The 26,343-nt window shown below is 36.6% G+C and carries 24 protein-coding genes and 1 pseudogene; 20 read left to right on the plus strand and 5 right to left on the minus strand.

What is annotated here, in order from left to right:
- The first annotated feature begins 96 nt into the window (after window positions 1-96).
- Window positions 97-1,674, plus strand: a complete 1,578-nt coding sequence (locus A3835_02870) for a phosphoenolpyruvate carboxykinase (ATP) (GenBank protein ID ORI08498.1) — start codon at window positions 97-99, stop codon at window positions 1,672-1,674.
- A 352-nt stretch (window positions 1,675-2,026) separates the two neighbouring features.
- On the opposite strand, the gene A3835_02875 is transcribed toward A3835_02870, so the two are convergent.
- From A3835_02875 to A3835_02885, 3 genes are read right to left on the minus strand one after another with little or no spacing between them, the layout of a single operon-like run.
- Window positions 2,027-3,382, minus strand: a complete 1,356-nt coding sequence (locus A3835_02875; GenBank protein ID ORI08499.1) for a C4-dicarboxylate ABC transporter — start codon at window positions 3,380-3,382, stop codon at window positions 2,027-2,029.
- A gap of 11 nt (window positions 3,383-3,393) precedes the next feature.
- Window positions 3,394-3,888 (minus strand): peptidylprolyl isomerase, encoded by a 495-nt coding sequence (locus A3835_02880; protein ORI08500.1) that lies wholly within the window; start codon window positions 3,886-3,888, stop codon window positions 3,394-3,396.
- A gap of 11 nt (window positions 3,889-3,899) precedes the next feature.
- Entirely contained in the window at window positions 3,900-4,607 is a 708-nt protein-coding gene (locus A3835_02885; GenBank protein ID ORI08501.1) for a transcriptional regulator, read from the minus strand.
- A gap of 150 nt (window positions 4,608-4,757) precedes the next feature.
- On the opposite strand from A3835_02885, the gene A3835_02890 reads away from it, so the two are divergent.
- From A3835_02890 to A3835_02905, 4 genes are read left to right on the plus strand one after another with little or no spacing between them, the layout of a single operon-like run.
- Entirely contained in the window at window positions 4,758-5,312 is a 555-nt protein-coding gene (locus A3835_02890) for an acetyltransferase (protein ORI08502.1), read from the plus strand.
- Complete coding sequence (locus A3835_02895; GenBank protein ID ORI08503.1) at window positions 5,309-5,512, plus strand: heavy metal transport/detoxification protein; 204 nt, start codon at window positions 5,309-5,311, stop codon at window positions 5,510-5,512. The genes A3835_02890 and A3835_02895 overlap by 4 nt, the downstream gene beginning before the upstream one ends.
- 1 nt (window position 5,513) lies before the next feature.
- On the plus strand, window positions 5,514-7,691 hold the full coding sequence (locus A3835_02900) for an ATPase P (protein ID ORI08504.1): 2,178 nt from the start codon (window positions 5,514-5,516) through the stop codon (window positions 7,689-7,691).
- A gap of 3 nt (window positions 7,692-7,694) precedes the next feature.
- On the plus strand, window positions 7,695-8,234 hold the full coding sequence (locus A3835_02905; GenBank protein ID ORI08505.1) for an oxidoreductase: 540 nt from the start codon (window positions 7,695-7,697) through the stop codon (window positions 8,232-8,234).
- Here the strand turns inward: A3835_02905 and A3835_02910 are convergent.
- A complete protein-coding gene (locus A3835_02910; GenBank protein ORI08506.1) occupies window positions 8,218-8,625 on the minus strand; it encodes a hypothetical protein in 408 nt (135 codons plus the stop codon). The two genes, A3835_02905 and A3835_02910, sit on opposite strands and share 17 nt — an antisense overlap.
- 195 nt (window positions 8,626-8,820) lie before the next feature.
- Here A3835_02910 and A3835_02915 point away from each other — a divergent pair, with 195 nt between their 5' ends.
- The 4 genes from A3835_02915 to A3835_02930 all read left to right on the plus strand — a co-directional run bounded on the left by A3835_02915 (window position 8,821) and on the right by A3835_02930 (window position 13,375).
- The gene (locus A3835_02915; GenBank protein ORI08507.1) at window positions 8,821-10,239 is read left to right on the plus strand and encodes an argininosuccinate lyase; all 1,419 of its coding nucleotides are present in this window, start codon (window positions 8,821-8,823) and stop codon (window positions 10,237-10,239) included.
- Window positions 10,236-10,763 (plus strand): hypothetical protein, encoded by a 528-nt coding sequence (locus A3835_02920; GenBank protein ID ORI08508.1) that lies wholly within the window; start codon window positions 10,236-10,238, stop codon window positions 10,761-10,763. Before A3835_02915 ends, A3835_02920 begins: the two co-directional genes overlap by 4 nt.
- Window positions 10,729-12,213 carry a hypothetical protein gene (locus A3835_02925; GenBank protein ID ORI08509.1) on the plus strand — a complete coding sequence of 495 codons (1,485 nt, stop codon included), beginning with the start codon at window positions 10,729-10,731 and terminating at the stop codon, window positions 12,211-12,213. The genes A3835_02920 and A3835_02925 overlap by 35 nt, the downstream gene beginning before the upstream one ends.
- 79 nt (window positions 12,214-12,292) lie before the next feature.
- A complete protein-coding gene (locus A3835_02930) occupies window positions 12,293-13,375 on the plus strand; it encodes a chemotaxis protein (GenBank protein ID ORI08510.1) in 1,083 nt (360 codons plus the stop codon).
- A 40-nt stretch (window positions 13,376-13,415) separates the two neighbouring features.
- Here A3835_02930 and A3835_02935 read toward each other — a convergent pair whose 3' ends face one another.
- Window positions 13,416-13,769 (minus strand): histidine triad nucleotide-binding protein, encoded by a 354-nt coding sequence (locus tag A3835_02935; GenBank protein ID ORI08511.1) that lies wholly within the window; start codon window positions 13,767-13,769, stop codon window positions 13,416-13,418.
- A 118-nt stretch (window positions 13,770-13,887) separates the two neighbouring features.
- Between A3835_02935 and A3835_02940 the strand changes: the two genes are divergently transcribed.
- The 11 genes and pseudogenes from A3835_02940 to A3835_02990 all read left to right on the plus strand — a co-directional run bounded on the left by A3835_02940 (window position 13,888) and on the right by A3835_02990 (window position 26,270).
- Window positions 13,888-14,883 carry a phenylalanine--tRNA ligase subunit alpha gene (locus tag A3835_02940; protein ID ORI08512.1) on the plus strand — a complete coding sequence of 332 codons (996 nt, stop codon included), beginning with the start codon at window positions 13,888-13,890 and terminating at the stop codon, window positions 14,881-14,883.
- The gene (locus tag A3835_02945; protein ORI08513.1) at window positions 14,880-17,216 is read left to right on the plus strand and encodes a phenylalanine--tRNA ligase subunit beta; all 2,337 of its coding nucleotides are present in this window, start codon (window positions 14,880-14,882) and stop codon (window positions 17,214-17,216) included. Before A3835_02940 ends, A3835_02945 begins: the two co-directional genes overlap by 4 nt.
- Complete coding sequence (locus tag A3835_02950; GenBank protein ORI08514.1) at window positions 17,213-18,490, plus strand: 3-phosphoshikimate 1-carboxyvinyltransferase; 1,278 nt, start codon at window positions 17,213-17,215, stop codon at window positions 18,488-18,490. Before A3835_02945 ends, A3835_02950 begins: the two co-directional genes overlap by 4 nt.
- A complete protein-coding gene (locus A3835_02955; GenBank protein ID ORI08515.1) occupies window positions 18,480-19,304 on the plus strand; it encodes a 4-hydroxy-3-methylbut-2-enyl diphosphate reductase in 825 nt (274 codons plus the stop codon). Before A3835_02950 ends, A3835_02955 begins: the two co-directional genes overlap by 11 nt.
- A gap of 80 nt (window positions 19,305-19,384) precedes the next feature.
- On the plus strand, window positions 19,385-21,061 hold the full coding sequence (locus A3835_02960; protein ID ORI08516.1) for a 30S ribosomal protein S1: 1,677 nt from the start codon (window positions 19,385-19,387) through the stop codon (window positions 21,059-21,061).
- A 5-nt stretch (window positions 21,062-21,066) separates the two neighbouring features.
- Window positions 21,067-21,549, plus strand: coding sequence for a hypothetical protein (locus A3835_02965; protein ORI08517.1), 483 nt, complete (start codon window positions 21,067-21,069; stop codon window positions 21,547-21,549).
- The gene (locus tag A3835_02970; GenBank protein ORI08518.1) at window positions 21,546-23,123 is read left to right on the plus strand and encodes a phosphoglycerate dehydrogenase; all 1,578 of its coding nucleotides are present in this window, start codon (window positions 21,546-21,548) and stop codon (window positions 23,121-23,123) included. The genes A3835_02965 and A3835_02970 overlap by 4 nt, the downstream gene beginning before the upstream one ends.
- Window positions 23,124-23,142: 19 nt before the next feature.
- Entirely contained in the window at window positions 23,143-23,709 is a 567-nt protein-coding gene (locus A3835_02975) for an elongation factor P (protein ORI08519.1), read from the plus strand.
- 686 nt (window positions 23,710-24,395) lie between these two features.
- Window positions 24,396-24,922: pseudogene (locus A3835_02980) on the plus strand (thiamine biosynthesis protein ThiJ).
- A gap of 246 nt (window positions 24,923-25,168) precedes the next feature.
- Window positions 25,169-25,414, plus strand: coding sequence for an RNA-binding protein (locus tag A3835_02985; protein ORI08520.1), 246 nt, complete (start codon window positions 25,169-25,171; stop codon window positions 25,412-25,414).
- Window positions 25,392-26,270, plus strand: coding sequence for a hypothetical protein (locus A3835_02990; protein ORI08521.1), 879 nt, complete (start codon window positions 25,392-25,394; stop codon window positions 26,268-26,270). The genes A3835_02985 and A3835_02990 overlap by 23 nt, the downstream gene beginning before the upstream one ends.
- The last annotated feature ends 73 nt before the right edge of the window (window positions 26,271-26,343 follow it).

The raw sequence follows: 26,343 nt of genomic DNA on the forward strand, positions 1-26,343 counted from the left end.
CTTTTAAAAAGATAGTGTTAAGCGAAATTTGATTAACATTTTGATGACTTTTAGGTCAGAATTTATAAAGAAATGAAAATTTTAAAAGGAAATAACATGATAAATAAACTAGACGAGCTAGGTCTAAAAGAGATCAAAAAGATAAATCACAATCTAAGCTATGATGAGCTTTTTGAGCTTGAAAAGGCAAACAACGAGGGCAGAGTTTCAAGCAACGGCACATTTATGGTTGATACGGGAATTTTTACTGGAAGAAGCCCAAAAGATAAGTACTTTGTAAAACAAGATCCGAGTCAGAAGTATATCGCTTGGGGCAAGATAAATCAGCCTATCACAAAAGAGCTTTTTGACAAGCTTCTTAAAAAAGCAAAAGAGCAGCTAAGTGGCAAAGAAATTTTCATCCAAGATGCATTTTGTGGAGCTAGTAAAAAGAGCCAAAAATCAGTCCGCTTCGTCACTGAAGTAGCGTGGCAAGCGCACTTTGTAAAAAATATGTTTATCCGTCCAAGTGAAGCGGAGCTAGCTAAATTTGAGCCTGATTTTGTAGTATATAACGCTTGCAAGACAAAAAATGAGGACTACAAGGCTGATGGGCTACATTCAGAGGTTTTTGTTATCTTTAACGTCGAGGAAAATGTTGCAGTAATCGGCGGCACATGGTATGGCGGCGAGATGAAAAAAGGCATTTTTTCTATGATGAACTACTGGTTGCCACTTGAGGGTAAGCTAAGTATGCACTGCTCTGCAAACGTAGGCGAGAAAGGCGATACAGCGCTATTTTTTGGTCTATCTGGCACTGGCAAAACGACACTTTCAACTGATCCAAAACGCAAACTAATAGGCGATGATGAGCACGGCTGGGACGATGATGGCGTATTTAACTTCGAGGGTGGCTGCTATGCAAAATGTATAAACCTTGATCCAAGTAGTGAGCCAGAAATTTATGCAGCGATCAGGCGTGATGCGCTACTTGAAAATGTCGTGGCTGACGAAAATGGCGTGGTTGATTACAAAGATGGCTCAAAAACTGAAAACACACGTGTGAGCTATCCAATCTATCACATCGATAACTACGAGCCAAGCTCAAGCGCTGGCCATCCAAAAAATATCATCTTTTTAAGTGCTGACGCTTTTGGCGTGCTTCCTCCAGTTGCAAAGCTGACAAAAGAACAGGCGATGTATTATTTCCTAAGTGGCTACACAGCAAAAGTTGCTGGCACAGAGCGCGGTATAACTGAGCCTGTTGCTACTTTTAGCGCTTGCTTTGGCGAGCCATTTATGCCACTTCATCCAACTGTATATGCAAAATTGCTTGGTGAGAAGATCGATAAGCACGGCGTTAATGTCTATCTTGTAAATACAGGCTGGAGTGGTGGTGCTTACGGTGTTGGCAAGCGTATGAGCATAAAAGCAACTCGTGCTTGCATAAATGCGATCCTTGATGGCAGCATCACAAAATGTGAATTTGAAAATTTTGATAAATTTAACTTTGCTATACCAAAAGAGCTTGATGGTGTCGAGACAAAACTGCTAAATCCTATAAACACATGGACGCATCCGGCTGAGTATAACGCTTCACGCGATAAGCTCGCTAAAATGTTTGTTGAAAATTTTAGACGTTACGAAGATGTAAAAGAGGGCGTTGAATACGCTAAAGCTGGTCCAAAAGCTTAATTTGTATAGCCTTGCAAAGTTTCTTGCAAGGCTAGTCTTTTTAGTTGATATTTTTGATATGACTAAATTTAAAATATCTCTCTTCTAAATTCCAATCTCAAGTGTTACATTTGTAAATTTATTCTAGTAAGTAACAAAATATTAGATATTACCAAATATATGAGTTACTAATAAAATTTTCCTATTACAATTAGCCTCTAGTTTTTCTTTTTGTGCTTGAACCAGTTATCAAATATCATTTATTGTGTTGTTTTCTAAAAATTTTTATAGGTTTGAGGAGGAGATATATCGCATAAATTTAGGGTAAAAAGAAAAAATAAGGGCAAAGTTGCCTTATGGTTATAAATGTATATTATGAGTGAAAGTGAAATTCTTCTGGATGATCTAGTGCGTATCTAAATTTATCCATATCGACTTTTTTATCCCAGATAGAAACTATCATGCAACCAACAGCGTTACCGCAGAGATTGCCAACTGCACGCATCTCCGACATAAATTTATCAACGCCAAGTAGTACAGCTACGGTAACAACTGGTATGCCAGTGCTTGGAAGTGCGCTTAGTGTGCCTGCAAGGACGACAAAACCAGATCCCGTAACGCCAACAGCGCCTTTGCTTGTGATCATTAGTACGATTAGTATGCTTATTAAATGCTCAAAGCTTAGCGGGATATTGAAAGCTTGAGCTAGGAAAATAACGCTTAGACTTAGATAGATGTTGGTGCAGTCAAGGTTAAATGAGTAGCCAGTTGGAATGATAAGACCAACAGCGCCTCTATTTATACCAGCTGATTCTAGCTTTTGCATAAGTGGCGCAAGAGCCGTTTCACTCGAGCTTGTTGCGAAGACTACCAATACCTCTTTTGAAATAAAACGCATAAATTTAAAGACATTGATTTTCGCAAAATAGCAGATAACGCCAAGCACGACAAAGATAAAAAAGCAGCTCGCAAGTGCCATAACAACCAAAAGCTCCATCATGCCAAGAAGCGTTCCGATACCAAATTTACCGATTAGATAAGCCATAGCCGAAAATGCAGCCACCGGGCTAAAGAGCATAAGCCAACTAAGAAGTTTTAAGACATAGTGCTGAATAAATTCAAGTGGCTTTAGGCAAGCTTGTTTTTTATCATGAGCTAGCAGCGAAAGTACGATGGCAACGATAATAGCCATGAAAAGTACTTGAAGTGTGTTTGATTTTATAAATGGATCAAGTATATGCACGTAAGGAAAAATGTCATCTACTGGCACAGCTCCTCTTAAAAGATGAAGTGTATGTGCTACAAATCCGCTATTTGCGTCCATATTTGCAGCTTGAGATGTAAATTTAGCTACGCTTGAGGCATCAAGCTGAGTGTAGTCAAGATTCATACCATGTCCTGGACGAAGTGTCTCGCCAAAGATGATACCAACAGCAAGCGCAAGTGTGCTAACTATCTCAAAATAGATAAATGCCTTTAATCCAATAGAACCAAGATCTTTTAAACTCTCAAGCCCAACGATGCCTGAAACGATCGTTAAAAAGATAATAGGACCAATTAAAATTTTAAGTGCTTTTATAAAATAATCAATGCCTGGTTTGCTAGCTATACCAAGCTCAGGCGCGACCATGCCAACGATAACACCACCAACAATACCGATCACAACCCAAAAGGCAAGATTGGTAAATAATCTTACAGCAAGATTTCCTTGCTTTTTAGTATTATTCATAAATTTCCCCTTTACAGGCTTTCTCTGATCTTAGCAGAGATGATCTTATCGCCTTGTCTTATAGCGTCAAGCACCTTTAGGCTCTCTTCATCAACGCATTTTCCAAAGACTGTATGTACGCCATCAAGATGAGGTTGTTTGCTATGACAGATGAAAAACTGTGATCCGCCAGTATCACGCCCCGCGTGAGCCATGCTTAGGCTACCGCGCTCGTGTTTTACCTTTTGGTTGTCGCATTCACATTTTATTCTCCAGCCAGGACCGCCTGTACCTGTGCCATTTGGACAACCGCCTTGGATGACAAAATTTGGTATAACTCTGTGAAAATTTAGACCATTATAAAAGCCTGATTTTATCAAATGGATAAAATTTGCGACAGCTTGTGGAGCTTCTTCGGCAAAAAGTTCAAGTCTGATCTCGCCTTTGTCTGTCTCTAAAACTACAAATTTATCTTTTTTAAGTTCATCTAAATTTATATCATAAACTTTTAATTCATCAAAACGCATGTATTTCCCTTTTATTCGATATTTGTATAAACTGCTTGAACATCATCATCATCTTCTAGCTTATCAAGAAGTCTCTCAACCTCAAGCATTTGCTCTTCGCTTAGATTCACGGTTTGATTTGGTAAGTATTGAAGTGAAGCTTTTTTAACCACTAAATTTAGCTTTTCGATACCTTCATGAAGTGTGCCAAAATTTGCATAATCACCGTATACAAATAGCGTCTCATCGTCAGCCTCGATATCGCTTAGGCCGTAGTCTATCAGCTCAAGCTCGATCTCTTCGATGTCTGTGCTTGGTTTTTCAAGCTCAAAAACACTCTTTCTCGTAAACATAAAGCTAAGGCTTCCGCTTGGTAAAATTTCTCCGCCATTTTTACTAAAGATCGATTTTACGTTTGCAACTGTTCTAGTTGGATTATCAGTCGCACACTCGACGATGATCTGCACGCCGTGAGCGGCTTTGCCGTCGTAAAAAATAGTCTTAATATCGGCACTGTCTTTGCCATTTGCTCTTTTTATAGCAGCATCGATGTTGTCTTTTGGCATATTTTCAGCTTTTGCTGCTGCGATAGCTGCACGAAGCTTAGGGTTCATATCTGGATCACATCCACCATCTTTTGCAGCTACTGTTATAGCTTTTGCAAGTTTTGGAAATACCTTGCTCATCTTATCCCATCTAGCTTCCTTTGCAGCCCTTCGGTACTCAAATGCTCGTCCCATAAATATCCTTAAATAAATTTTTTACGGATTATAACTAAAAAAATTTTATACTTTTTTAAAACATTTTTAGTTTGCCAGCCAAAGCGCCTAACTTTGTAAATTTAAAAAAATATTTGGTAAAAATTTAAGCTAAAGGCATATAATCAAGCCATGATAAAAAATGCTCAAAAACAAGATGCAAAAATCTGCATAAAACTACTAAATTTAGCGATGGAAGATATCGCCTACAAGCTAAGTGGTTACGATGATCCTATTAAAAGTAATGAAATTTTAGAAATTTTTTTCAAAAGTGAGACAAATAGACTAAGCTATAAAAATGTCTTTGTTTATAAACATAATGAGGAAATTATCGCTGCTATGTGTGTATATTTTGGTGGCGACGCGGAACAACTTGATATAGAAATTTTGCAGCATTTAAAGGCGCTTGGCAAAGACGCCCAGGTAGAAAAAGAGTGTTTTGATGATGAGTTTTATATAGATAGTATCGCTGTTGATGAAAATTTTAGAGGCCAAGGGCTTGCAAAAGAGCTCATAAGGTATTCATTTGTCAAGGCAAAAGAACTAGGGCATAAAAAGGTTTCATTAATAGTAGATACAAATAAGCCAAAAGTTCGTAAATTTTACGAGAGTTTGGGCTTTAAATTTAATGTCAAGAAAATTGTAAATTTACATGAATACGACCATATGATAAAGGAGATAATATGAAAACATTTGAAGCAAACAATATCCACTGCCAAAACTGCGCAAACACTATAAAAAACGCACTTGAAGATGACTTTGGCAAGATAGAAGTTGATCTTAGCAAAGAGCCAAGACAAGTTAGGGTTGATCTTAAAGATAGTGAAGTTGAAAAATTTAAATCTGAAATGGCTGATCTTGGATTTGACGTTATAAAGGAGCTTTGATATGCCTTTAAAAGTCAAGCTAAATATAGCGGGAATGAGCTGCGTAAATTGCTCAAACGCTATCGAGAAAGTTTCTAAAAAGATAGATGGGGTGCTTGAAGCAAATGTAAATTTTGCAAATGCAAGCGGCGAATTTGTCCTAAAAGACGCTAGCGTGCGTGAAGTTTTAGAGCAAAAGATAAAGAAGCTTGGCTATTTTGTGGCGACAAATATTGATGAATTTGAAGCCAAAAGAGACGAGCATATAACTGCGATCAGAAATAAATTTATATTTGCATTTCTAGCGAGCATGGTCATCATGGCGCTTGAGATGTTTGTAAGGCCTAGCGTGGTTGTAAATTTAGCCATTTTAGCGCTTGGCTTTTTGGTGCTAGCTTTTAGTGGCAAAGACTTCTTTGCTCACGCCATAGAGGCTGTTAAAAACAAAAACTACGATATGAACGTGCTTGTAGCTCTTGGAAGCGGCAGTGCATTTTTATACTCGCTTTTTGTTGTGATCTTTTCAGATTTCATCCCAGATGATCTAAAAAATGTCTATGTCTCGGGCGCAGCGATGATAATAGCCTTTGTTTTGCTAGGTAAGTATCTTGAAGAGCGCTCAAAGGCAAAGGCAGGCGACTACCTAAAGACGCTACTTAAAATTTCGCCAAAGACCGCCTTTTTGGTCATGCCAGATGGACATAGTAAAGAGGTAAATGTAAATGAGCTAAAAGCAGGCGACATCGTCATCGTAAAAAATGGCTACAACATTCCAAGTGATGGCGTGATAGTTCAAGGTGGCGCTGAGATAGATGCTTCTATGCTTACAGGAGAGAGCTTGCCAGTTTATAAAGAGGTGGGAGATGGCGTATTTGCCGGCACTCTAAACACAAATGGCTACATAAGCGTCAAGGTGACAAAGAGCTCTTACGAGAGCTTGCTATCTCAAATTTTAAACCTACTAAGCGACGCTAGCTCTAAAAAGATGCCTATCGGACGGCTGGCTGACAAGATAGCAAACATCTTTGTGCCAAGTGTCGTGGCGATCTCAGTTCTTACATTTTTAATATGGATAATTTTTAGTGGAAATTTCGCCTATGCGATCTCTAGCGCGATCTGCGTTTTAATAATCTCATGTCCATGCGCTCTTGGACTTGCTACGCCAATAGCAATAGTAAGCTCGCTTGCACGTGGTGCAAAAGCTGGAATTTTAGTAAAAAATCCAGAAGTTTTAGAGCTAATAAAAGATGCTAAATTCGTAGCATTTGACAAAACAGGCACACTTAGTAAAGGGCAAATCAGCGTCAAAAGCTCAAATTTAAGCGAGCAAGATTTAGCTCTTATCGCTTCTGCTGAAAATTTAAGTGAGCATCTCATCTCAAAAGCTATCGTTAGATATGCAAAGCAAAAATGTATAGATTTACAAAAGCTAAATGGAAAATTTCAAAATGTTGTCGGGCAAGGCATCATCTATGAGGATGAGAATAATCAGATAATAATCGGAAACGAAAAGCTGCTTTTGGCAAATGAAGTAAGTTTAAATCCGGATGAAAGTAACGCTATAAAAGAGGCTACAAACGATGGAAGCGGCGTCATACTTTGTGCTATAAATAAAAAATTTGTTGGTTTTTTAACGCTTAGTGATGAGCTAAAAGACGAGGCAAGCGATGTTATAAACGAGCTTACAGGTCTAAATTTACAAAGTGTGATCCTTTCAGGCGATGATGAGAAGGTGGTTGCAAGTATTGCCAAGAAGCTAAATGTGAGTAAATATCACGCAAATATGCTGCCTGAAGATAAATTTAATGAGATAAAAGAGCTTACAAATCATGGTGGCGTTATCTTTGTTGGAGATGGCGTAAACGACTCACCATCACTTAAAGAAGCAAGTGTTGGTATCGCTATGAACTCGGGCTCAGATATCGCAAAGGGTGCCGGAGATATCGTGCTTGTTAAAAATGATTTGCGTGGAGTGACTGGACTAGTTAGATTAGCAAATGCTACTATGGCAAACATAAAAGAAAATTTATTTTGGGCGTTTATGTATAACGCGATTTGTATCCCGGTGGCTGCAGGCGTGCTCTACCCTGTCTTTGGGCTACTTTTAAGCCCAGTTTATGGCTCAATGGCGATGTGTCTTAGCTCTGTTACTGTCGTTTTAAACGCACTTAGACTTAGATATCTACGACTTAAGGATTAAAATTTGAAACTTGGAGAACTTTATAGCGTTGTAGCGGCTGCGCTTGCTGCAAATTTTAGTGGCATTTTGGATGTTTCATCTTTTATGCGTATCAAAAAGACAAATGCGTGGATAACGCAGACTAATAGCGAAGCAAATAAAAAAGGCAATGAACTTTATACCAAATTTATTAAAGATGAAAGTAGTGCTGCTTTATGTGACGATTTTGTCATTTTAAAGTCAAAATTTGAGGCAAGTTACTATTTTTCTTCTGCAAGAGATGATCTAGCTCAATTTTATAAGGCTATAAATTTTCAGCCAAAGATGGGCGAGGTTGATAGCATCTCAAATCAGCTAATTTTAATAGCAAATATTTTAAAAAGCGAAGCATCTAATGAGTCTATGAAACTTCTTGCAGCTTTTAGTGTCTCATTTTTCTTGCCTTATGCTAAACAGCTTTCAAGAGATATCCAAAAAGACGCAACTAGCAATTTTTATAAATCAATGGGATATTTTTTAGAGGATTTTTGCTTAGTTTTAGAAACTATTATTGGTAAGGCTTAGTTTTAGCCTGTGCCATTTCTATCATTTGAGTTTTAATACTTAAAATGTTATTTTGAATGGCTGACTGCTCTAAATTTAAGTAATGAAGCATTTGCATAGAGTTACGATCTTTTAGGCTTTGGATGCTTGAAATTTGATGCGAAATATCTAGCTTTTGATCTTGTAATTTTTCTAAGTCTTTTTGTAACTGTATGGCACTTGCTTTATTAATAATTATAGGGGAAATTTTAGCATCCTCTCTTTGTTCTACATGTACTTCATTGCTTCTAACAATATCTTTCTTGTCATAGCCAGAAGATACTAGCATGCTTGTTTTTGAGCTATTTGAAGAGATAGATGTATAGCCATCATGATAGAAAATATTTGAGTTCATATTCGCATCTATTTGCATATCATCCTTCCTCTTATAGATTATTTTTATTTTAAACTATATTCAATAGGAAATTAAAATAGTTTTTAAAAAGTTATATTTTGAATTATATTTCCATATCCTTAAAGATAAATTATTTTTTGCAACTTTATAGTTAAAATACCCAGTTAAGCGCTATTTTGTTAAAATCACGCAAAACTAATTAAAGGCAAAGCTATGAAAGAAGAGAAAAACGCACACAAAAAGATGTGGGAGGGCAGATTTAGCAAGGCTAGCTCGAAGTTACTTGAGGAATTTAACGCTTCTATAAATTTTGATAAAAATCTTTTTGAAGAGGATATCGCTGGCAGTAAGGCACATGCTAAAATGCTAGGAATTTGCGGAATTTTGAAAAAAGACGAGTCAGAGGCGATCATAAAGGGGCTGGACGAGATTTTATCTGAGATAAGAGCAGGTAAATTCGAGTTTAAGCTAGAAGATGAAGATATACACATGGCAGTTGAGAAGCGACTTAGCCAGATCATCGGCGCCGAGCTTGGAGGCAGACTGCACACAGCTAGAAGCAGAAATGACCAAGTTGCGCTTGATTTTAAATTTTACGTATTGAAGAAAAATTTAGAAATTTCATCTCTCATCAAAGAGCTTATTGCCACGCTTACAAATTTGGCAAAAAACCACAAAGATACGCTAATGCCAGGCTACACACATCTTCAACACGCTCAGCCAGTAAGCCTTAGCTATCACTTGCTAGCATATGCATTTATGTTTAAAAGAGATTTCGAGCGTTTTGTTAGCTCATATGAGCGAAACAACCTAAGTCCACTTGGTTCAGCAGCCCTTGCAGGCACTCCTCATAAGATAGATAGGGGCATCGTTGCAAGCGAGCTTGGCTTTGCAGGCTGCACGCAAAATGCGATGGATAGCGTGAGCGACCGTGATTTTGCGCTGGAAATTTTATTTAACATTAGCGTTTTTATGACGCATGCTTCTAGACTTTGCGAGGAGCTTATACTTTGGAGCTCACAAGAATTTGGCTTTGTAAGCATTAGCGACGCTTATAGCACGGGCAGCTCTATCATGCCTCAAAAGAAAAATCCAGATGTAGCCGAACTCATACGCGGCAAAACTGGGCGTGTAAATGGAAATTTGGTAGCGTTACTAACCACGATGAAAGGCCTGCCACTTGCTTACAATAAAGATATGCAAGAAGATAAAGAGGGTGTGTTTGACAGTGTCTCAACCATTTTAAGCTCAGCCACCATCCTAAATGAGATGATAAAAACGGCTAAATTTAATGAAAAAAACATGCTAAAAGCTACAAAAACTGGGCATCTAAGTGCGACTGATTTGGCAGACTATCTAGTGCGTGAAAAAAACATCCCGTTTAGAACGGCACATTTTATCACAGGTAAAGCTGTCGCAAAGGCTGAAAGTTTAGGACTTGATTTGAGTGAATTAAATGAAGAGCAGCTAAAAAGTGTCGATGAAAATTTAGATACAAATGCTATTAAATTTTTAGATCTTCATGCTTCAAAAGAGGCACGTTGTTCGCAGGGCGGCACGGCAAATAAAAGCGTTGATGAGCAGATAGAAATTTTAGATGCTTGGTTGGAAAATCGAGGAGAAATCAAATGATTGTCGGAATTTTATTAAAGAATTATAAAATATATGGTGGAGTTAAATATATCCCAGTTACTATTAATCATAATTTTATAGCCTACATTGGTGATAATGGTGTGGGGAAAAGTTCAATTTTGGAGGCGCTTGATACTTATTTTAATGACAGGGAATGGAATTTGACAAAAGGGGCAAGTACCACTGATGCAAATGTTCCTTATATAACAATCGCTCATTTAATAGATAAAAATATAGCTAAAAATATAATCGGCAACAACAATAAATTACTGGAAAAAGTAGAAAAAATTAGCGAGTGCATGTGGGACTTTGATACTGTAGAGAGTCAATTAGGAAGCAAGAGCATTGAAGCGAAGAATATGATGCTTAATTTGAGAAGGCTTGATGAATTATATAAGACGACTCACTATCTAGTATTGTCTGGCAGGGGATACTTGAGTACAACGCATGCTCATTTTGGCTCTTTTGATGGTATTATGGCTAATTTATTTGCCATACAAGAATTTGATAGCCAAAGAAGATAGTAATGAAAAATTGAGAAAAGGACTTGCCGATATTAATGGTTTTATCAGAGAGTATTACTCTTATATTTATATGCCTGTAGAAGCTGGAATAGAAGAGTTTACGAAGCTCGAAACAAATAATATGCAAAAACTAATTGGTACCGATATTAATGAGAAAATTAGAGAAATAATAGCTGATAAAACCTTAGATAATATAAATATAAAATTGAATGCTTTTATTGGTGAGCTGGAAAGTAAACTTAAATTTTATACATATAAGCATTCTAAAAGAACAAATATTAGCATGAATGAATTGACTCAAAAGGTTATTGAGCTATTCTTTTCTATTAGAACTTTGCATAAAATTAAAGATAATAAGAAAATATCTGCTGATCAGTTGAGTTCTGGTGAAAAACGACAAGCATTTATAGAAGTGTCTGTAGGGCTACTTAGTAGTCAAGATATAAGAAATAAAGAAATTATATTCGCAGTAGATGAACCAGAGGCTTCATTGAGTGTCTCAAATAATTTTAGTCAGTTTGAAAAGATAATAAATTTGCAAAAAAATAATATGCAAATTTTGATTACAACCCATTGGTATGGTTTTTTACCTGTAACACTGAGCGGAAATGCTCATTTTTTATCAAAAGAAGTTGATGGAGATAAGATAAAATTTAATTTCAATACGTTTAACTTATATAACTATAGAGAAAGATTAAGACAAATAGTAAAAAATAGAAAAGATGAAGACATAGAAATGCCCAATGATATACAACTAAAGAGTATGCATGATTTAGTGCAATCCATTGTTTCATCAGTAAGATTAAATAAACCATACAACTGGTTAATTTGTGAAGGTAGTTCTGATAAGGTTTATTTTGATTTTTACTTCAAGGACTTGGTGGAAGATAATAATTTAAGAATACTACCAGTTGGAGGAGCTTCCGAAGTTATAAAAATTTATGAGTATTTAAAACTACCAATGTCAGAAAAAGATAACATAAAGGGTAAAATATATTGTTTAATAGATAGCGACGGTAAGAGTGAGCAACTTATTTGTGATGGCAAATGTAAAAACAATATGGTGGCAAAAAGAATTTTGAATAAAAGCAATGATCAAAAAACGTCTTTAATTGATGTAAACAGCAATGATTATGAAATGAAAACGGAAATAGAGGACTGTTTGGATGGTGTCGTTTTTATTGAAACATTAAAAACATATACCGAAGACCAAAATATTGTCGCCATACTTGAAGATGAAAAGAATTTTAAAGACAAGTCTCTAAATTCGTATTTTTGTTTTGACTTAAAACCAAGTGGGCAAGAAGTACTAAAAAAATTCTTCGATCAAGATAGTGGATATAGAAAAATAGAGTTTGCTAAAAAATATGTTGAGATAGCTCGAAGTAATAGCGTAAAAAATTTAGATTGGATTGATGAAATAAGAAAGTGGTTTAAAGAAAAAATATAAAACAAAATTAAAATTTACAAGCATCTAGTAAAAATTTAAATATAATTACGCAAAATATACAAATTTTAAAGGATGAAAAATGTTTTTTGATGGCAAGAATAAAGAGCTTTCTAGTAAAAATGAAGCTTTACAAAGAGAAAATGAAGCTTTAAAGGCTGAAATTTTAGTACTTAAAGAGGAGCTAAAAAACGTTAAAACTTGCGAGCCAAAAGAACAAGCTAAGGATAAGCAAGAGGCTGTAAATTTATTGCTTTCAAGTTATCAAGATGGTATAAATTTCTTGCAATTAACAATGGAAGAAAACCTAAAAATGCTTGAAAGTATAAATGGACTAAATGAAAAGACTTTCAAAGAGACAGGCGAACTCAAGTCGCAAACGGCTGAAATTTTAAACTCGATCGAGCAAGTAAGCCAGATGAGCAATGACCTTTCAAATGACGCTTCTTCGCTTAATGGAAGCGTAAATTCGATTGCTGAGATTATAAATCTAATTAAAGACATCTCAGATCAGACAAATTTGCTAGCTCTAAATGCTGCTATTGAGGCGGCCCGTGCTGGTGAGCATGGACGAGGTTTTGCTGTCGTGGCAGATGAGGTTAGAAAGCTTGCTGAACGTACCCAAAAAGCGACACTTGAAGTAGAAGTAAATATAAATGGACTTAAGCAAAGTGCGAATACAATGATCGAAATGAGTGAGAATTTCTCAAAAATTTCTGCAAATGCTATGAAAATTTTAGGTGGATTTGAAGGAAACATCTCAAGCGTAAACTCAAATACGCAAAATATCCTAAATCAGGCCTTAAATGTTACAAATGAAGTCTATGTAAGCAATGGAAAAATAGATCATATAAATATGAAGCTAAATGGATATAGAGGCGTGCTTTTAAATGAATTTAATAAAATTCAAGATGTTCATGAGTGTAGATTTGGCAAATGGTATGAAAAAGATGTGAAAAATACTCTTGTAAAAGATGCCAAAATTCTCTCAAGTATCGCAGCTCATCATGAAAATGTTCATCATGGACTAGAAAAAGCGATGGTTATTTTTGCTGATAAAGATAAAGGAAATCTACCTGGCGTTGAAATATTAAAAGATGTCGAAAACTCAAGTAAAGTAGGTTTTGAAGAGTTGCTTGAAGCTATTAAGTCTGCAAGAAAATAAAATCTTAGACTCATGCTTTGAGTCTAAGATTTAGAAGTTATTAAAATGTGCTTTGTGGATCAGCTACGCCTTCGCTCCAGCCAAGCTTCGCTCCACCAAGCAGGTGAAAATGTAGATGCATAACCTCTTGACCGCCGTTTTCACCGCAGTTTGTGATGAGGCGGTATCCGCTCTTATCAACGCCCATTAAGGTCGCCACTTCTTGGATAAATTTAGTCATCTCTCCCATTAAAACCGGATCCATCTCTTGGAAATTTTTATAGTGTTTTTTTGGGATGATTAGGATGTGGATCGGTGCTTTTGGATTTATGTCGTTAAAAGCTAGAAATTTCTCGCTTTCAAGCACTTTGTTGCAAGGGATTTCACCAGCTACGATCTTTTCAAATATGGTCATTTTAGCTCCTTTGAAATTTTGCAAAATTATATCAAAGTGTGCTTAAATTTCGTGCTCTTTATCTTGATTTTAACTCTTTTTCTATAAAATCGACTCAAAAATTTATAAAGGCAAAAAATTGCAAGATTTCGTTAATAAAATCAAAAATGAAATTTCAACGCTTGATGATTTGGAAAAAGTCAGGGTAGAAATTTTTGGCAAAAAGGGCATCTTGGCGCAAGGCTTTGCAAAGCTAAAAGAGCTTGGTGAAGATGAGAAAAAGGAATTTGCAGCAAATTTAAACAAGCAAAGAGATGAGCTTGGCGCGCTAATAGAAGCTAAAAAGGCTGAGCTTAGCGAGCAAGAGATAGATAACAAGATGAAAAAAGAAGCCGCTGATATCACGCTATTTAATGAGCCTGTTGCTAGCGGGGCGCTGCACCCAGTGATGGCTACGATGGATAAGATAATTGAGTATTTTTTAGCTCTAAATTTCTCGCTCGAGACTGGACCACTAATAGAAGATGATTTTCACAACTTTGAGGCGCTAAATTTACCAAAATATCACCCAGCAAGAGATATGCAAGATACATTTTATCTAGATGATTTTAGACTTTTAAGGACGCATACGAGCCCAGTTCAGGTGCGAACTATGCTAAATCAAAAGCCGCCTATTCGTATGATAGCGCCAGGCACCGTCTTTAGACGTGATATGGATTTAACTCATACACCGATGTTTCACCAGGTTGAGGGCCTCGTGGTAGAGGATGCTGAGAAAGTTAGCTTTGCAAATTTAAAATCAATGCTAGAGGGCTTTTTAAAGCACATGTTTGGCGATGTTGAAGTACGTTTTCGCCCTAGCTTCTTTCCATTTACGGAGCCTAGCGCAGAGGTTGATATTAGTTGTATATTCTGCCACGGCAATGGCTGCAGGGTGTGCAAGCAGACTACTTGGCTTGAGGTACTTGGATGTGGCGTCGTTGACCCAAATGTATTTAAGGCGGTTGGCTATAAAAATGTAAGTGGATACGCCTTTGGCCTTGGGGTTGAGAGATTTGCAATGTTGCTTCATAGAGTGCCTGATCTAAGGTCGCTTTTTGAGGGAGATTTAAGATTGTTGGAGCAGTTTAAATGATAATTTCAAAGCATTGGTTAAACGAGTGGATCGACCTTAGTGACGTTAGTGGCGAGACACTTTCAAAGACATTAAATTCTATCGGGCTAGAGGTTGATAGCTATAAAGAGATAAATTTACCAAAGAGCATTGTAGTTGGCTACATAAAAAGTAGAGAAAAGCACCCAGATGCCGATAAACTAAGCGTTTGTCAAGTGGATGTTGGTGGAGAGACGCTTCAGATCGTGTGTGGGGCTAAAAATGTTGAAGCTGGTCAATTTGTGCCAGTTGCACTTATTGGCACGACTATGCCAAATGGTCTTGAGATAAAAAAAGCAAAGCTAAGAGGTATCGAGTCAAGTGGCATGATCTGCTCTTCAAGTGAGCTGGGACTTCCAAAGGTAAACGATGGAATTTTGCCACTTGATGAGAGTATCGGCAAGCTAAAACTTGGTACAAGTCTTAGCGAATTTGAGATATTTAAAGATACGATAATCGAAGTTGATGTCACAGCAAACAGGGGTGATTGCCAAAATTTACATGGCATCGCAAGAGAAATTTGTGCAGCGCTTGATCTAAATATGAAAGATAGCCACGAAGACGATGAAAGCGAAAATTTACTAGGTATTGGCAGAATAGCTTCTGTGCGAGCAGAGGATAAAGTAAATGGGTCATTTTTGTATAAGGCTTTTGAGCTAAAAGAGGGACTATATGAAAATCTAATAACTCGCATGCGTCTAGCATTAATAGAGTGCCAAAAGACAAATTTAGTTGAGAGATTGCTTGAATACGCGACATTTTGCACGGGTGTTTTATTTAGGGCTTATGATCACGCTAAATTAGTAAGTGAAGGCGAAAAAGCTGTTTTTGATATAAAAAATGGCGAAAATGGCGAATGTGTCGTTTATTGCGGGGATAAAAATTTAGGCATTGCTGGAATTTACCAAAGTGACGTAGCAAGGGTAGATGAGAAGTCAAAAGTGATCCTAGTAGAAGCTAGCTACGTAAAGCCAGATGTTGTTTCAAAAGCTATTTTTGAAAATAAAAATTTACCAAAGGGTGATCAAATTTATCGCTCAAGTCGTGGTAGCGAGCCAAATTTAGCTTATGGTGCGGATTATTTATTTAAAAGACTTGCCAATTTTAAAGATGCTCTAAATCTCTTTGCTGGCTCACAGCAGTCGCTTTTAAACACCGAGCCTATAACACTAAGCATCTCTCTTTTTGAGCTTAAAAATATGATCGGTCAAGATATAGCTAGAAATGACGTCGTTAAAATTTTAAAGAAACTTGGCTTTGATATCGCAGTAAATGTTGAGCAAGAAAGCTTTAACGTAAAAGTGCCGTTATTTCGCCACGATATAGTAAATTCTCACGATGTTTGCGAAGAGATCGTAAGGATAGTAGGCATAGACAATATCGCCTCAAAACCACTAAATTTCTCTGAGAAAAATAGGCTAAATAAGACATATTTTGACTATAAAAACGCCCTAAATTTAAGGCGTAGAGCAGCAGATAATGGCTTTTTTGAAAGCGTGCACTATGTCTTTGATAGTGAGGACGAGCTTAACGAGCTAAATTTTAAACCATGCAAAGTCAAGATACTAAATCCTATAAACAACGAGTTAAATACACTTAGACCGACACTTGTTAATCACCTTCTAAGCTCAAGCGAGAAAAATATCAAAAACTCAAAACGCTCAGTTAGGCTATTTGAGCTTGGAGAAATTTTTGACGAAAATGCAAATCAGGGCTTAAATTTAGGCTTTGTTGCGTCTGGACTTTTAAAAGAGCCTACACTAATAAACGGCGCAAAGGGCGAGGAGGCAAATTTCTACGCATTTGCATCGATGGTGCAAAATGTCATAGGTAAATTTGAACTAAAACCTTGCCAGGGCATCTCATATCTTAGTCCATATGAACAAGCACACATCTATCAAAATGGCGAAAATATCGGCTATATCGGCAGAGTTGATGCAAGAGTAGAGGCAAAAAGAGATTTGCCAAAAACTTATGTTTGCGAGATTGATTTTGCTAAGCTTAAATTTGAACCGGTCTTAGCAGTGCCTTACTCAAAATTCCAAAGCACTACAAGAGATCTTAGCCTCATCGTGCCTGAAAATTTCGAGGCTGGACGAATTTATGAGTGCGTAAGAGGGCTAAATCTAAAAGAGCTAAAAGAATTTTTGCCGGTTGATATTTATAAAGATGCGAAGCTAAATGGCTCAATCAGCCTTAGCCTTAAATTTACATTCCAAGATATGGAAAAAACACTCGAGGATGACGATATAAACGCACTTATGGATAAAATTTTAAGCGAGCTAAAAGAGAAACTAAATATCGGAATAAGATGAGAATTTATCCATTAGAAAAAAGTCTAAATTTAACTATTAATGATATCGCAGCGGATAAATCAATATCGCATAGATGCGCGATTTTTTCGCTTTTAAGTGATAAGCCATCTCGCGTCAGAAACTACCTAAGAGCAGGCGACACGCTAAATACTTTAAAAATAGTCCAGCTTTTAGGCGCAAAAGTTGAGGACAATGGCTTTGAAATAACGATCACGCCGCCACAAAAGATAAAAGAGCCAAATAAAATTTTAGAGTGTGGTAACTCTGGTACGGCGATGAGGCTTTTTATGGGACTATTAGCCGCACAGGATGGCTTTTTCGTACTAAGTGGCGATAGATATTTAAACTCACGCCCGATGGCAAGAATAGCAAATCCACTAAACGATATGGGTGCAAAGATAGATGGTGCAAACAACGCAAACAACGCCCCGCTTTGCATAAGAGGGACAAAATTTGAAAGATTTAGTTTTGATAGCAAGATTGCCTCAGCTCAGGTAAAAAGTGCCCTTTTGCTAGCAGCTCTTTACTCAAATGGCTGCAAATTTAGTGAGCCAGAGCTAAGCAGAGATCATACTGAGCGTATGCTAGCTGGCATGGGAGCTGATATAAAGCGTGACGACCTAGAGATCACTTTAGAGCCGATGAAAGACCCACTTGTGCCACTTGATATAGACGTGCCAAATGATCCAAGTTCTGCATTTTTCTTTGCGGTCGCAGCACTTATCATTCCGGGCTCACACATTATTTTAAAAAATATCTTGCTAAATAAAACTCGTATCGAAGCTTATAAAATTCTAGAAAAAATGGGAGCTGAGATAAAATTTCACAAAACTTCAAGCAAGTACGAAGATATCGGTGATATCGAGGTTAGATATTCGCCAAATTTAAAAGGCGTAGAGGTTAGTGAAAATATCTCGTGGCTTATCGACGAAGCCCCGGCTTTAGCCATCGCATTTGCCTGCGCTAAAGGCCAAAGCAAGCTAATAAATGCAAAAGAGCTTCGTGTAAAAGAGAGTGATAGGATAGCCGTCACGATAAATGCGTTAAAGCAGTGCGGCGTTGATGCTAGCGAGCTTGAAGATGGATTTATCATAAATGGTTCAGAGGCTAAATTTGCCACGATAGATAGCCATGGAGATCATAGGATTGCGATGAGCTTTGCTGTACTTGGACTAAAATATGGCATGCAGATAGAAAAGAGCGAATTTATCGCTACTTCGTTTCCAAATTTTGCTGAAATTTTAAAGAAAATGGGAGCTAGAGTTGAAGATTGAGCTTGCTAGTAGCTATGGATTTTGTTTTGGAGTAAAAAGGGCTATAAAGATTGCTGAAAATGCAGGAGATGCTGCGACCATTGGGCCACTCATCCATAATAACGAAGAGATAAACAGGCTTGAGAAAAACTACAATGTAAAAACACTTGAGGGTATAGACGAGCTAAAGGATGAGAAAAAGGCGATCATCCGCACTCATGGCATCACTAAAAATGACCTTGCAGAGCTAAAAAAGACAGATATAAAAGTGATCGATGCAACTTGCCCGTTTGTGACAAAGCCACAGCAAATTTGTGAAAAAATGAGCGAAGAAGGCTATGATGTGGTAATTTATGGCGACATGCATCACCCTGAAGTAAAGGGCGTGAAGTCATATGCCAAGGGTAACGTCTATGTCGTGCTTGAAGAGAGCGAGCTAGAGGGCATTAAATTTAAGCAAAAGGTTGCACTTGTTAGCCAAACGACTAGAAAAGTCGAGAAATTTATGCAGATCGCAAACTACCTTATGCTTCACGTAAAAGAGGTGCGTGTTTTTAATACGATTTGCAACGCAACATTTGAAAACCAAGAGGCTGCTAAAAATTTGGCAAAAAGAGCTGACGTGATGATAATCATCGGCGGAAAAAATAGCTCAAATACAAAACAACTCTATCTAATATCCAAAAATTTCTGCGAAGATAGCTACCTGATAGAAAGTGAAGAAGAGCTTGAAAAATCATGGTTTGATGGTAAAAATTTGTGTGGCATAAGTGCGGGTGCAAGTACGCCTGACTGGATCATACAAAAAGTCGTTGACAGAATCAAAAAAGTATAAAATTTATCCTAGCTAAAGCCACAATTAACTATAATAAGCTAATTTGCCTCTACTGGCATAATAAAATTTAAAGGATCAAGATGGCTGTGAACAAAAGTGTTCAATTAGGAAAAGCAAAAGACGAAGATATCGAAGATATCGATTTTGCTGCGATGTTAGAGGAGTCTTTTAAAAAGACTGAAGAAGATAGTGACGCAAAGATCGTCAGTATCAATGGCGATGAGGTTTTAATTGATGTTGGCAAGAAGTCAGAAGGCATTTTAAATGTTTCTGAGATCACTGATGCAAACGACAACCTGACGCATAAAGTTGGCGATACGATCAAAGTTGTAATAACTGGATCAAGAAATGGAAGACCTATAGTGTCGCACAAAAAAGCACTTAGAAAAGAGAAAGTTAAAGCTTTCATCGAAGCTTACGATCCTGAAAATTCTGGCGAAATCGACGTAAAAGTAGTTGGAAAAAATAAAGGTGGCTTTATGACTCAAGATGTAAATGGCGTGGAATTTTTCTTACCAAAAACTCACAGTGGCTTTAAAAACGCTGAAGGCATAGTTGGAAAATCATACAAAGTAAGAGTTATAAAAATTGATAAAGAAGAAAATAGCATCGTTGTCTCTAGAAAGAAAATTTTAGATGATGATCGCAAAAAACGTAAAGAAGCTCTATCAAGCATAGTAGAAAATGATAGCGTTATAGAGGGCACAGTTAAGAAAATCACAACTTATGGTATGTTTGTTGATGTTGGTGGAGTCGATGGACTCGTGCATTACAGCGAGATAAGCTATAAAGGTCCAGTAAATCCTAGCTCTTTATACAAAGAAGGCGATAAAGTTTTAGTTAAAGTTATCAGCTACGACAACGAAAAACGTCACCTATCTCTATCTATCAAGGCAGCTACTCCAGATCCTTGGGAAGAGATCATAAATGATGGGCTAGAAGTTGGTGATACTATCAAAGTTACAGTTAGTAATATTGAGCCTTATGGTGCATTTGTTGATCTTGGAAATGATATTGAAGGGTTTTTACATATATCTGAAATTTCATGGGACAAAAATATCAAAAATCCAAAAGATCACATCAATGAAGGTCAAGAGATCGATGTTGAGGTTATTGAGATAGATGCAAAAGGACACCGCTTAAGAGTAAGCCTTAAAAATTTACTTCCAAAGCCATTTGATGAGTTTAAGGCAAAACACAAAGAGGGCGACGTAGTAAAAGGCGTTGTGACAACTATCACAAATTTTGGTGCATTTGTTAGAGTGGGTTGCGTTGAAGGCTTGTTGCATAATGAAGACGCATCTTGGGATAGAAACGATAAATGTAAAGATATGTTCAAAGCTGGCGACGAGCTTGAAGTAAAGATCATTAAAATCGACAGCGCTGAGCAAAAAATTTCTCTAAGCCTAAAAGATCTAAAACAAAGTCCAGTTCAAGCATTTGCTGATAAATTTAATGTAGGCGATATCGTAAAAGGAACAATTCGTGATATTAAAGACTTTGGCGTGTTTGTAGAGCTTGGTAATAACGTTGATGCGCTGATCCGCAAAGAAGATTTAGGTAGTGTAGATGTTAGCGCACTTAAGATCGGTGATGAGATTGAAGCAGCTATCGCATTTATCGATGAGAAGAAAAATAGAATTCGCCTTAGCATACGCCGTTTAGCAAAACAAAAAGAGCGTGAAGTGTTAAATGAGATCAATGATAACGACGATAAAGTAACACTTGGCGATATCATAAAAGAACAATTACTTTAGTTTAAATGGGCAGACGCGTACTTTTATTAGTAGTTGTCCTGCTATTTGTTATATTGGGTTTGGTTGGAATTTTTCTTGTTAAATTTGCAAGTATAAATTTCAGCCAAATATCTGAAGAAAATATCACAAATGAGCAAAATTTAACCAAAAGCACGACCAGCAATATTAACTGGATGAGTGAGCTAGCAACTATTAGAAAAAGAGATTATGTGTTGCCTGTAAATGAAATTTTTATAGAATACAACCGACCCAAAATAGAAAAACCAAAGATTACTGCATATGAGCTTTTGATAGATAAAAATGATATCTATTCAATGTTTTGTTTGATGCAGACTTTAAGAAAAAGCAAGGTCGATTTTACTGTTGTAAAAGATGGTGCAAAAAGCCAAATATTTTTAAATACTCAAGACTCTAAGCTTCTACAAAATATCATTTTAGAACTAAGAGTTTATGATATCCACTCAAGTGTGAGAGAGGTAAAATTATGAAAACTATCATTGTTTGCGATGCGATACATCCAGTAGGTTTTGAACTTTTAAAAAAAGAGCAAGATATAAACGTAATAGATGCAGTTAATACTCCTAAAGATGAACTTTTAAAAATTTTAGGTGAGGCGGATGTTGCTATAACAAGAAGCTCAACTGAAGTAAACGAGGCCTTTTTAAACGCTGGTAAAAAACTAAAAGCTATTGTTAGAGCTGGTGTTGGTGTAGATAATGTCGATATAGAAGGGTGCTCAAGGCGTGGCATAATAGCTATGAACGTTCCAACTGCAAACACTATTGCTGCGGTCGAGCTAACAATGGCTCATATGCTAGCTTCTGCTAGATCTCTTGAATACGCTCATAATGATCTAAAGCTAGATAGAATCTGGAAGCGTGAGAAGTGGTATGGGGTTGAGCTTTTTAAGAAAAAGCTTGGTGTGATCGGCTTTGGAAATATTGGCTCGAGAGTAGCTGTTCGTGCAAAAGCTTTTGGTATGGAGATCATTGCTTATGATCCATATATTGACCCATCTAAAGTTATCGATATGGGCGGTACTTATACTAAAAATTTTGATGATATTTTAGCATGTGATTTTATCACGATACATACACCAAAGACTAAAGAGACAACTGATATGATCGGCGCTAAAGAGATCGCAAAAATGAAAGATGGCGTAAGACTTATAAACTGCGCTAGAGGTGGTCTTTATAACGAAGAAGCGCTTTATGAAGGACTAAAAAGTGGCAAGATAGCATTTGCCGGTATTGATGTTTTTACAAAAGAGCCAGCAACTGATCATCCACTTCTTGATCTAAACAATGTAAGTGTCACACCGCATCTTGGAGCAAATACACTTGAGTCACAGCGAAATATCGCAGTAGAGGCAGTGGAGCAAGCTATTTTAGCAGCTCGCGGTATAAGCTATCCAAATGCGTTAAATTTACCTATAAAAACAGAAGATCTACCGCCATTTGTTGAGCCTTATATCGATCTTACAAGCAAGATGGCATTTCTTGCTGCACAGATCAATAAAAGCGCGATCAAGGCTATCCGCATAGAGACTCATGGGCAGATTAGCGAATATGCAAATTCAATGCTAACATTTGCAATCGTGGGCGCCTTAAAAGAGAGTCTTGGTGAAGCGATAAATTATGTAAATGCTAAATTTTTATGCGATGAAAAAGGTATAGTGACCGAAACTAGCCTTGGTGGAGATAGCATTTTTAAAAATAAAATTACCGTTCGCTTAACTACTGAAAATGGTATTGTAACCGTAGGTGGAACGGTATTTGGTGAAAATCAGCAACGTATCGTAACGATAAATGGTTTTAAGACTGACTTTAAACCAAAAGGCAAGATGATCATCTTTAAAAACCATGATGTGCCAGGCGTTATTGCTCAAATCAGTAAAATTTTAGCTGATGAAAAGATCAATATCGCAGACTTCCGCCTTGGTAGAGATGATCATAACATGGCGCTTGCTGTCATCTTGGTTGATGAACATATAAAAGCAGAAACGTTAGAGAGGCTAAACGCACTTGAAGCTTGCGTTTGGGCTCAATACGCAGTTATATAAAATTTTGAAAGGATAAAAAATGGCTTCATATTCAATGGGCGATCTAAAAAAGGGACTAAAGATCGAGATCGACGGCGTTCCTTATAAAATCGTAGAATATCAACACGTTAAACCGGGTAAAGGTGCAGCTTTTGTTCGTGCAAAAATCAAATCTTTTATCGATGGAAAAGTGCTTGAAAAGACTTTTCATGCAGGCGATAAATGTGAGCAACCACATCTTGAAGAAAAAGAGATGCAGTATCTTTATGATGATGGTGAATATTGTCAGTTTATGGATACGGTTACTTATGAACAAGTTGCTATTAGCGATGAGGATGTGGGTGATGTTAAAAAATGGATGATCGATGGCATGATGGTTGAAATTTTATTTCACAATGGCAATGCGATCGGCGTTGAAGTGCCACAAGTAGTTGAGCTAAAGATAGTTGAGACTCCACCAAATTTCAAGGGCGATACGCAAGGTGGTAAAAAGCCAGCTACTCTTGAGAGTGGTGCGGTAGTTCAGATACCATTTCACGTACTTGAGGGCGAGGTTATCCGTGTGGATACTGTTCGTGGCGAGTATATCGAGCGTGCAAATAAATAAAGCAGTTTAATCTTTCTTACTAAATTTACGTTTAGTAATCCTAATGCTTAGCTAAAGTCACTATTTAAAAAAAAGTATTGGCTTTAGCAAAAACTTCATTTCATACATTGTAAAATTTTAAGTAGCACTAGCATAGAATGCACAAATTTTTTATGCTCGATAAAAATCAAATATAGTCAAACATCGGCTCGTAAAATCTTTAAGAATCAAAAAATATATAAAATAATGAAATTTCTGAGCGAGATAAGCAAATGTTTTAACTATAAAAATTTTATATTAGGATAGTAGAACCGTAAGTCAAAAACAGGGAAAAACGAGACGGTTTCCCGTCTCGGTAGCTAGCATTAAGCCGACTTTTCTTTGAGATATTTGTTTATAAGAGTTGTGATCTCTTCACCGTGAGGAAATCTCGCTTCATCATTTCCGATGCGATCTTTCTTAGAAAATATAACATCTCCATTAACCTCGACGATGAAATTTCCACCATCACCTATAACCTTTTCGACTCTTGCATCACTAAAGTTCGCTTTTATTTCATCTTCTACACGAGAAGCTACCGGACGATAGTTTCAAGAGTTGCAGTAAATAATTTTTACTTGCATGCTCTGTCCTTTCTTGTGAAATAAGCCAACATTATATAGAATTTTACTTAACAAATAAAACATATTATTGTAAAGGATAAATTTATGAAAAAAGTTGCTGTGATTTTAGCTGAAGGATTTGAGGAGATAGAAGCACTAACTTCTGTTGATGTTTTACGTAGAGCTGGAGCGATAGCTTCTATTATTGGGCTAAATGACGTAAACATTAAAGGATGCCACAATATATGTGTAAAAGCTGATGTGACACTTCGCGAGATGAAAGAGCTAAACTACGATGCGATCGTCCTTCCTGGTGGACTTCCAGGAGCTAGCAATCTAGCAAACGATACAAGGCTCAAAGCAATTTTGCAAATTTTGATAAAAGCAATAAGCTTATTTGTGCCATTTGTGCTGCTCCTATGGTGCTTGAGAGTGCTGGTGTGCTAAAAGATCATTTTGTTTGTTATCCAGGATTCGAAGAAAATGTAAGAAGCGATAAAAGAGGCTACATGAGCGATAAAAACGTGCTAAAAGATCAAAACATCATCACAGGAAAGGGTCCTGCATTTTCAATGGAATTTACACTTTTTATAGTTAAAAATTTACTTGGCGATGAAGCTATCTTCAAGTAAAGAATGATTTACTTTATAAATAGCTTATAAAGATAAAATAATTTTTTATTTAATTATTCTTTTTAAACTTAAGATTAAATTTTGTTTAGTGATAGTTATAAAAGTTCTATATATACGAGCTTGTAGCTTTTAAGAATATTTTTCAAAAAAATATAATAAATTTTTGATTTTTTACATCTTTTTGACGAAAATTAGCTATTATCACATTAACCGAATAAATCGGTAATTTTTTTAAGGAACACTCCTGTGAATATTTATGTAGGAAATTTGTCGTATAGGACGACAGAGGCAGAATTAAAGGAAGCCTTTGCACAATTTGGTGAAGTAAGGCGAGCAAAAATAGTAAAAGATAGAGAAACTGATCGCTCAAAGGGCTTTGGCTTTGTTGAAATGGACGATGCAAATGAGGGACAAAAGGCTATAGACGCGCTAAATGAAAAAGAACTAGGCGGACGTACTTTAAGGGTAAATGAGGCTAGACCAAGAGATTAATGACTATTTGCCACCAAATGGTGGCATAGCGTCCCGCATAGCTCCTACGCCTAGTGGGTTTTTGCATGCTGGCAATGCTTATAACTTCATCCTAACTTATCTTTTGACACGTTCGGCAAGTGGCGTTTTGCACTTACGTATCGATGATTATGATCTTAGTAGATGCCGGCAAGAATTTGTTCAAAATATCTTTGATGTTTTAGATTTTTTGGAAATTGATTACGACAAAGGTCCAATTAATGTAAGTGACTTTGAACGTAATTTTAGCTTTAAAGTAAGAGCTAAAAGATACGAAGACGTACTTGAAAAACTAGATGAAATTTATATCTGCGAATGTTCTAGAACTACAAAGAATGCCTATGAAAATGGCATTTACACTAAAATTTGTAAAAATAAAAATCTAAAATTTATAAAAGACAAGACCGCCATTAGACTAAGCGTTGATGAGGGTGATCCTCTTGGTAAGCTTGTGGCAGAGCAAATGGGCGATTTTGTGATTTACAAAAAAGATTTTACTCCGGCTTACAACTTTGCAAGTGTGATAGATGATGAGGATATGGGCATAAATTTGATTATTAGAGGGGAAGACCTGATACCTTGCACGCTAGCTCAAAGATACCTTGCAAAAAGGCTAAATTTTAGCTTTTATAATGCTAATTTTATTCATCATAAGCTACTTTTAAAAGATGATAAAAAGCTCTCAAAAAGCTCGAAATCACCACCAATTAATCTAAAAGATAGCCCGCAAATTTATTACAAAATATTAGCAAATGATCTTGGTTTAGATATAAAATCAGCAGACAAAATCCAAAATCTACTTTACGAGTTTAAGCTAAAAAATATTACAAAATTTTAGCATCTGATTTGACTAAAAGGATTTATTAAAAAACCTTTTAGTCTATTATTTTGTAGTTAAATTTATAAATTTT

The sequence above is a fragment of the Campylobacter concisus genome (assembly GCA_002092835.1).
Classification (GTDB): domain Bacteria; phylum Campylobacterota; class Campylobacteria; order Campylobacterales; family Campylobacteraceae; genus Campylobacter_A; species Campylobacter_A concisus_K.

Bases quoted from the DNA above. Each gene is read 5' to 3' on its own strand.
- A3835_02950 (ORI08514.1), top strand. From the start codon at position 17,213: ATGAGAATTTATCCATTAGAAAAAAGTCTAAATTTAACTATTAATGAT.
- A3835_02885 (ORI08501.1), bottom strand. From the start codon at position 4,607: ATGGGACGAGCATTTGAGTACCGAAGGGCTGCAAAGGAAGCTAGATGG.
- A3835_02930 (ORI08510.1), top strand. From the start codon at position 12,293: ATGTTTTTTGATGGCAAGAATAAAGAGCTTTCTAGTAAAAATGAAGCT.
- A3835_02975 (ORI08519.1), top strand. From the start codon at position 23,143: ATGGCTTCATATTCAATGGGCGATCTAAAAAAGGGACTAAAGATCGAG.
- A3835_02915 (ORI08507.1), top strand. From the start codon at position 8,821: ATGAAAGAAGAGAAAAACGCACACAAAAAGATGTGGGAGGGCAGATTT.
- A3835_02910 (ORI08506.1), bottom strand. From the start codon at position 8,625: ATGCAAATAGATGCGAATATGAACTCAAATATTTTCTATCATGATGGC.
- A3835_02990 (ORI08521.1), top strand. From the start codon at position 25,392: ATGAGGCTAGACCAAGAGATTAATGACTATTTGCCACCAAATGGTGGC.
- A3835_02900 (ORI08504.1), top strand. From the start codon at position 5,514: ATGCCTTTAAAAGTCAAGCTAAATATAGCGGGAATGAGCTGCGTAAAT.
- A3835_02895 (ORI08503.1), top strand. From the start codon at position 5,309: ATGAAAACATTTGAAGCAAACAATATCCACTGCCAAAACTGCGCAAAC.
- A3835_02880 (ORI08500.1), bottom strand. From the start codon at position 3,888: ATGCGTTTTGATGAATTAAAAGTTTATGATATAAATTTAGATGAACTT.
- A3835_02935 (ORI08511.1), bottom strand. From the start codon at position 13,769: ATGACCATATTTGAAAAGATCGTAGCTGGTGAAATCCCTTGCAACAAA.
- A3835_02890 (ORI08502.1), top strand. From the start codon at position 4,758: ATGATAAAAAATGCTCAAAAACAAGATGCAAAAATCTGCATAAAACTA.
- A3835_02970 (ORI08518.1), top strand. From the start codon at position 21,546: ATGAAAACTATCATTGTTTGCGATGCGATACATCCAGTAGGTTTTGAA.
- A3835_02920 (ORI08508.1), top strand. From the start codon at position 10,236: ATGATTGTCGGAATTTTATTAAAGAATTATAAAATATATGGTGGAGTT.
- A3835_02965 (ORI08517.1), top strand. From the start codon at position 21,067: ATGGGCAGACGCGTACTTTTATTAGTAGTTGTCCTGCTATTTGTTATA.
- A3835_02875 (ORI08499.1), bottom strand. From the start codon at position 3,382: ATGAATAATACTAAAAAGCAAGGAAATCTTGCTGTAAGATTATTTACC.
- A3835_02960 (ORI08516.1), top strand. From the start codon at position 19,385: ATGGCTGTGAACAAAAGTGTTCAATTAGGAAAAGCAAAAGACGAAGAT.
- A3835_02945 (ORI08513.1), top strand. From the start codon at position 14,880: ATGATAATTTCAAAGCATTGGTTAAACGAGTGGATCGACCTTAGTGAC.
- A3835_02870 (ORI08498.1), top strand. From the start codon at position 97: ATGATAAATAAACTAGACGAGCTAGGTCTAAAAGAGATCAAAAAGATA.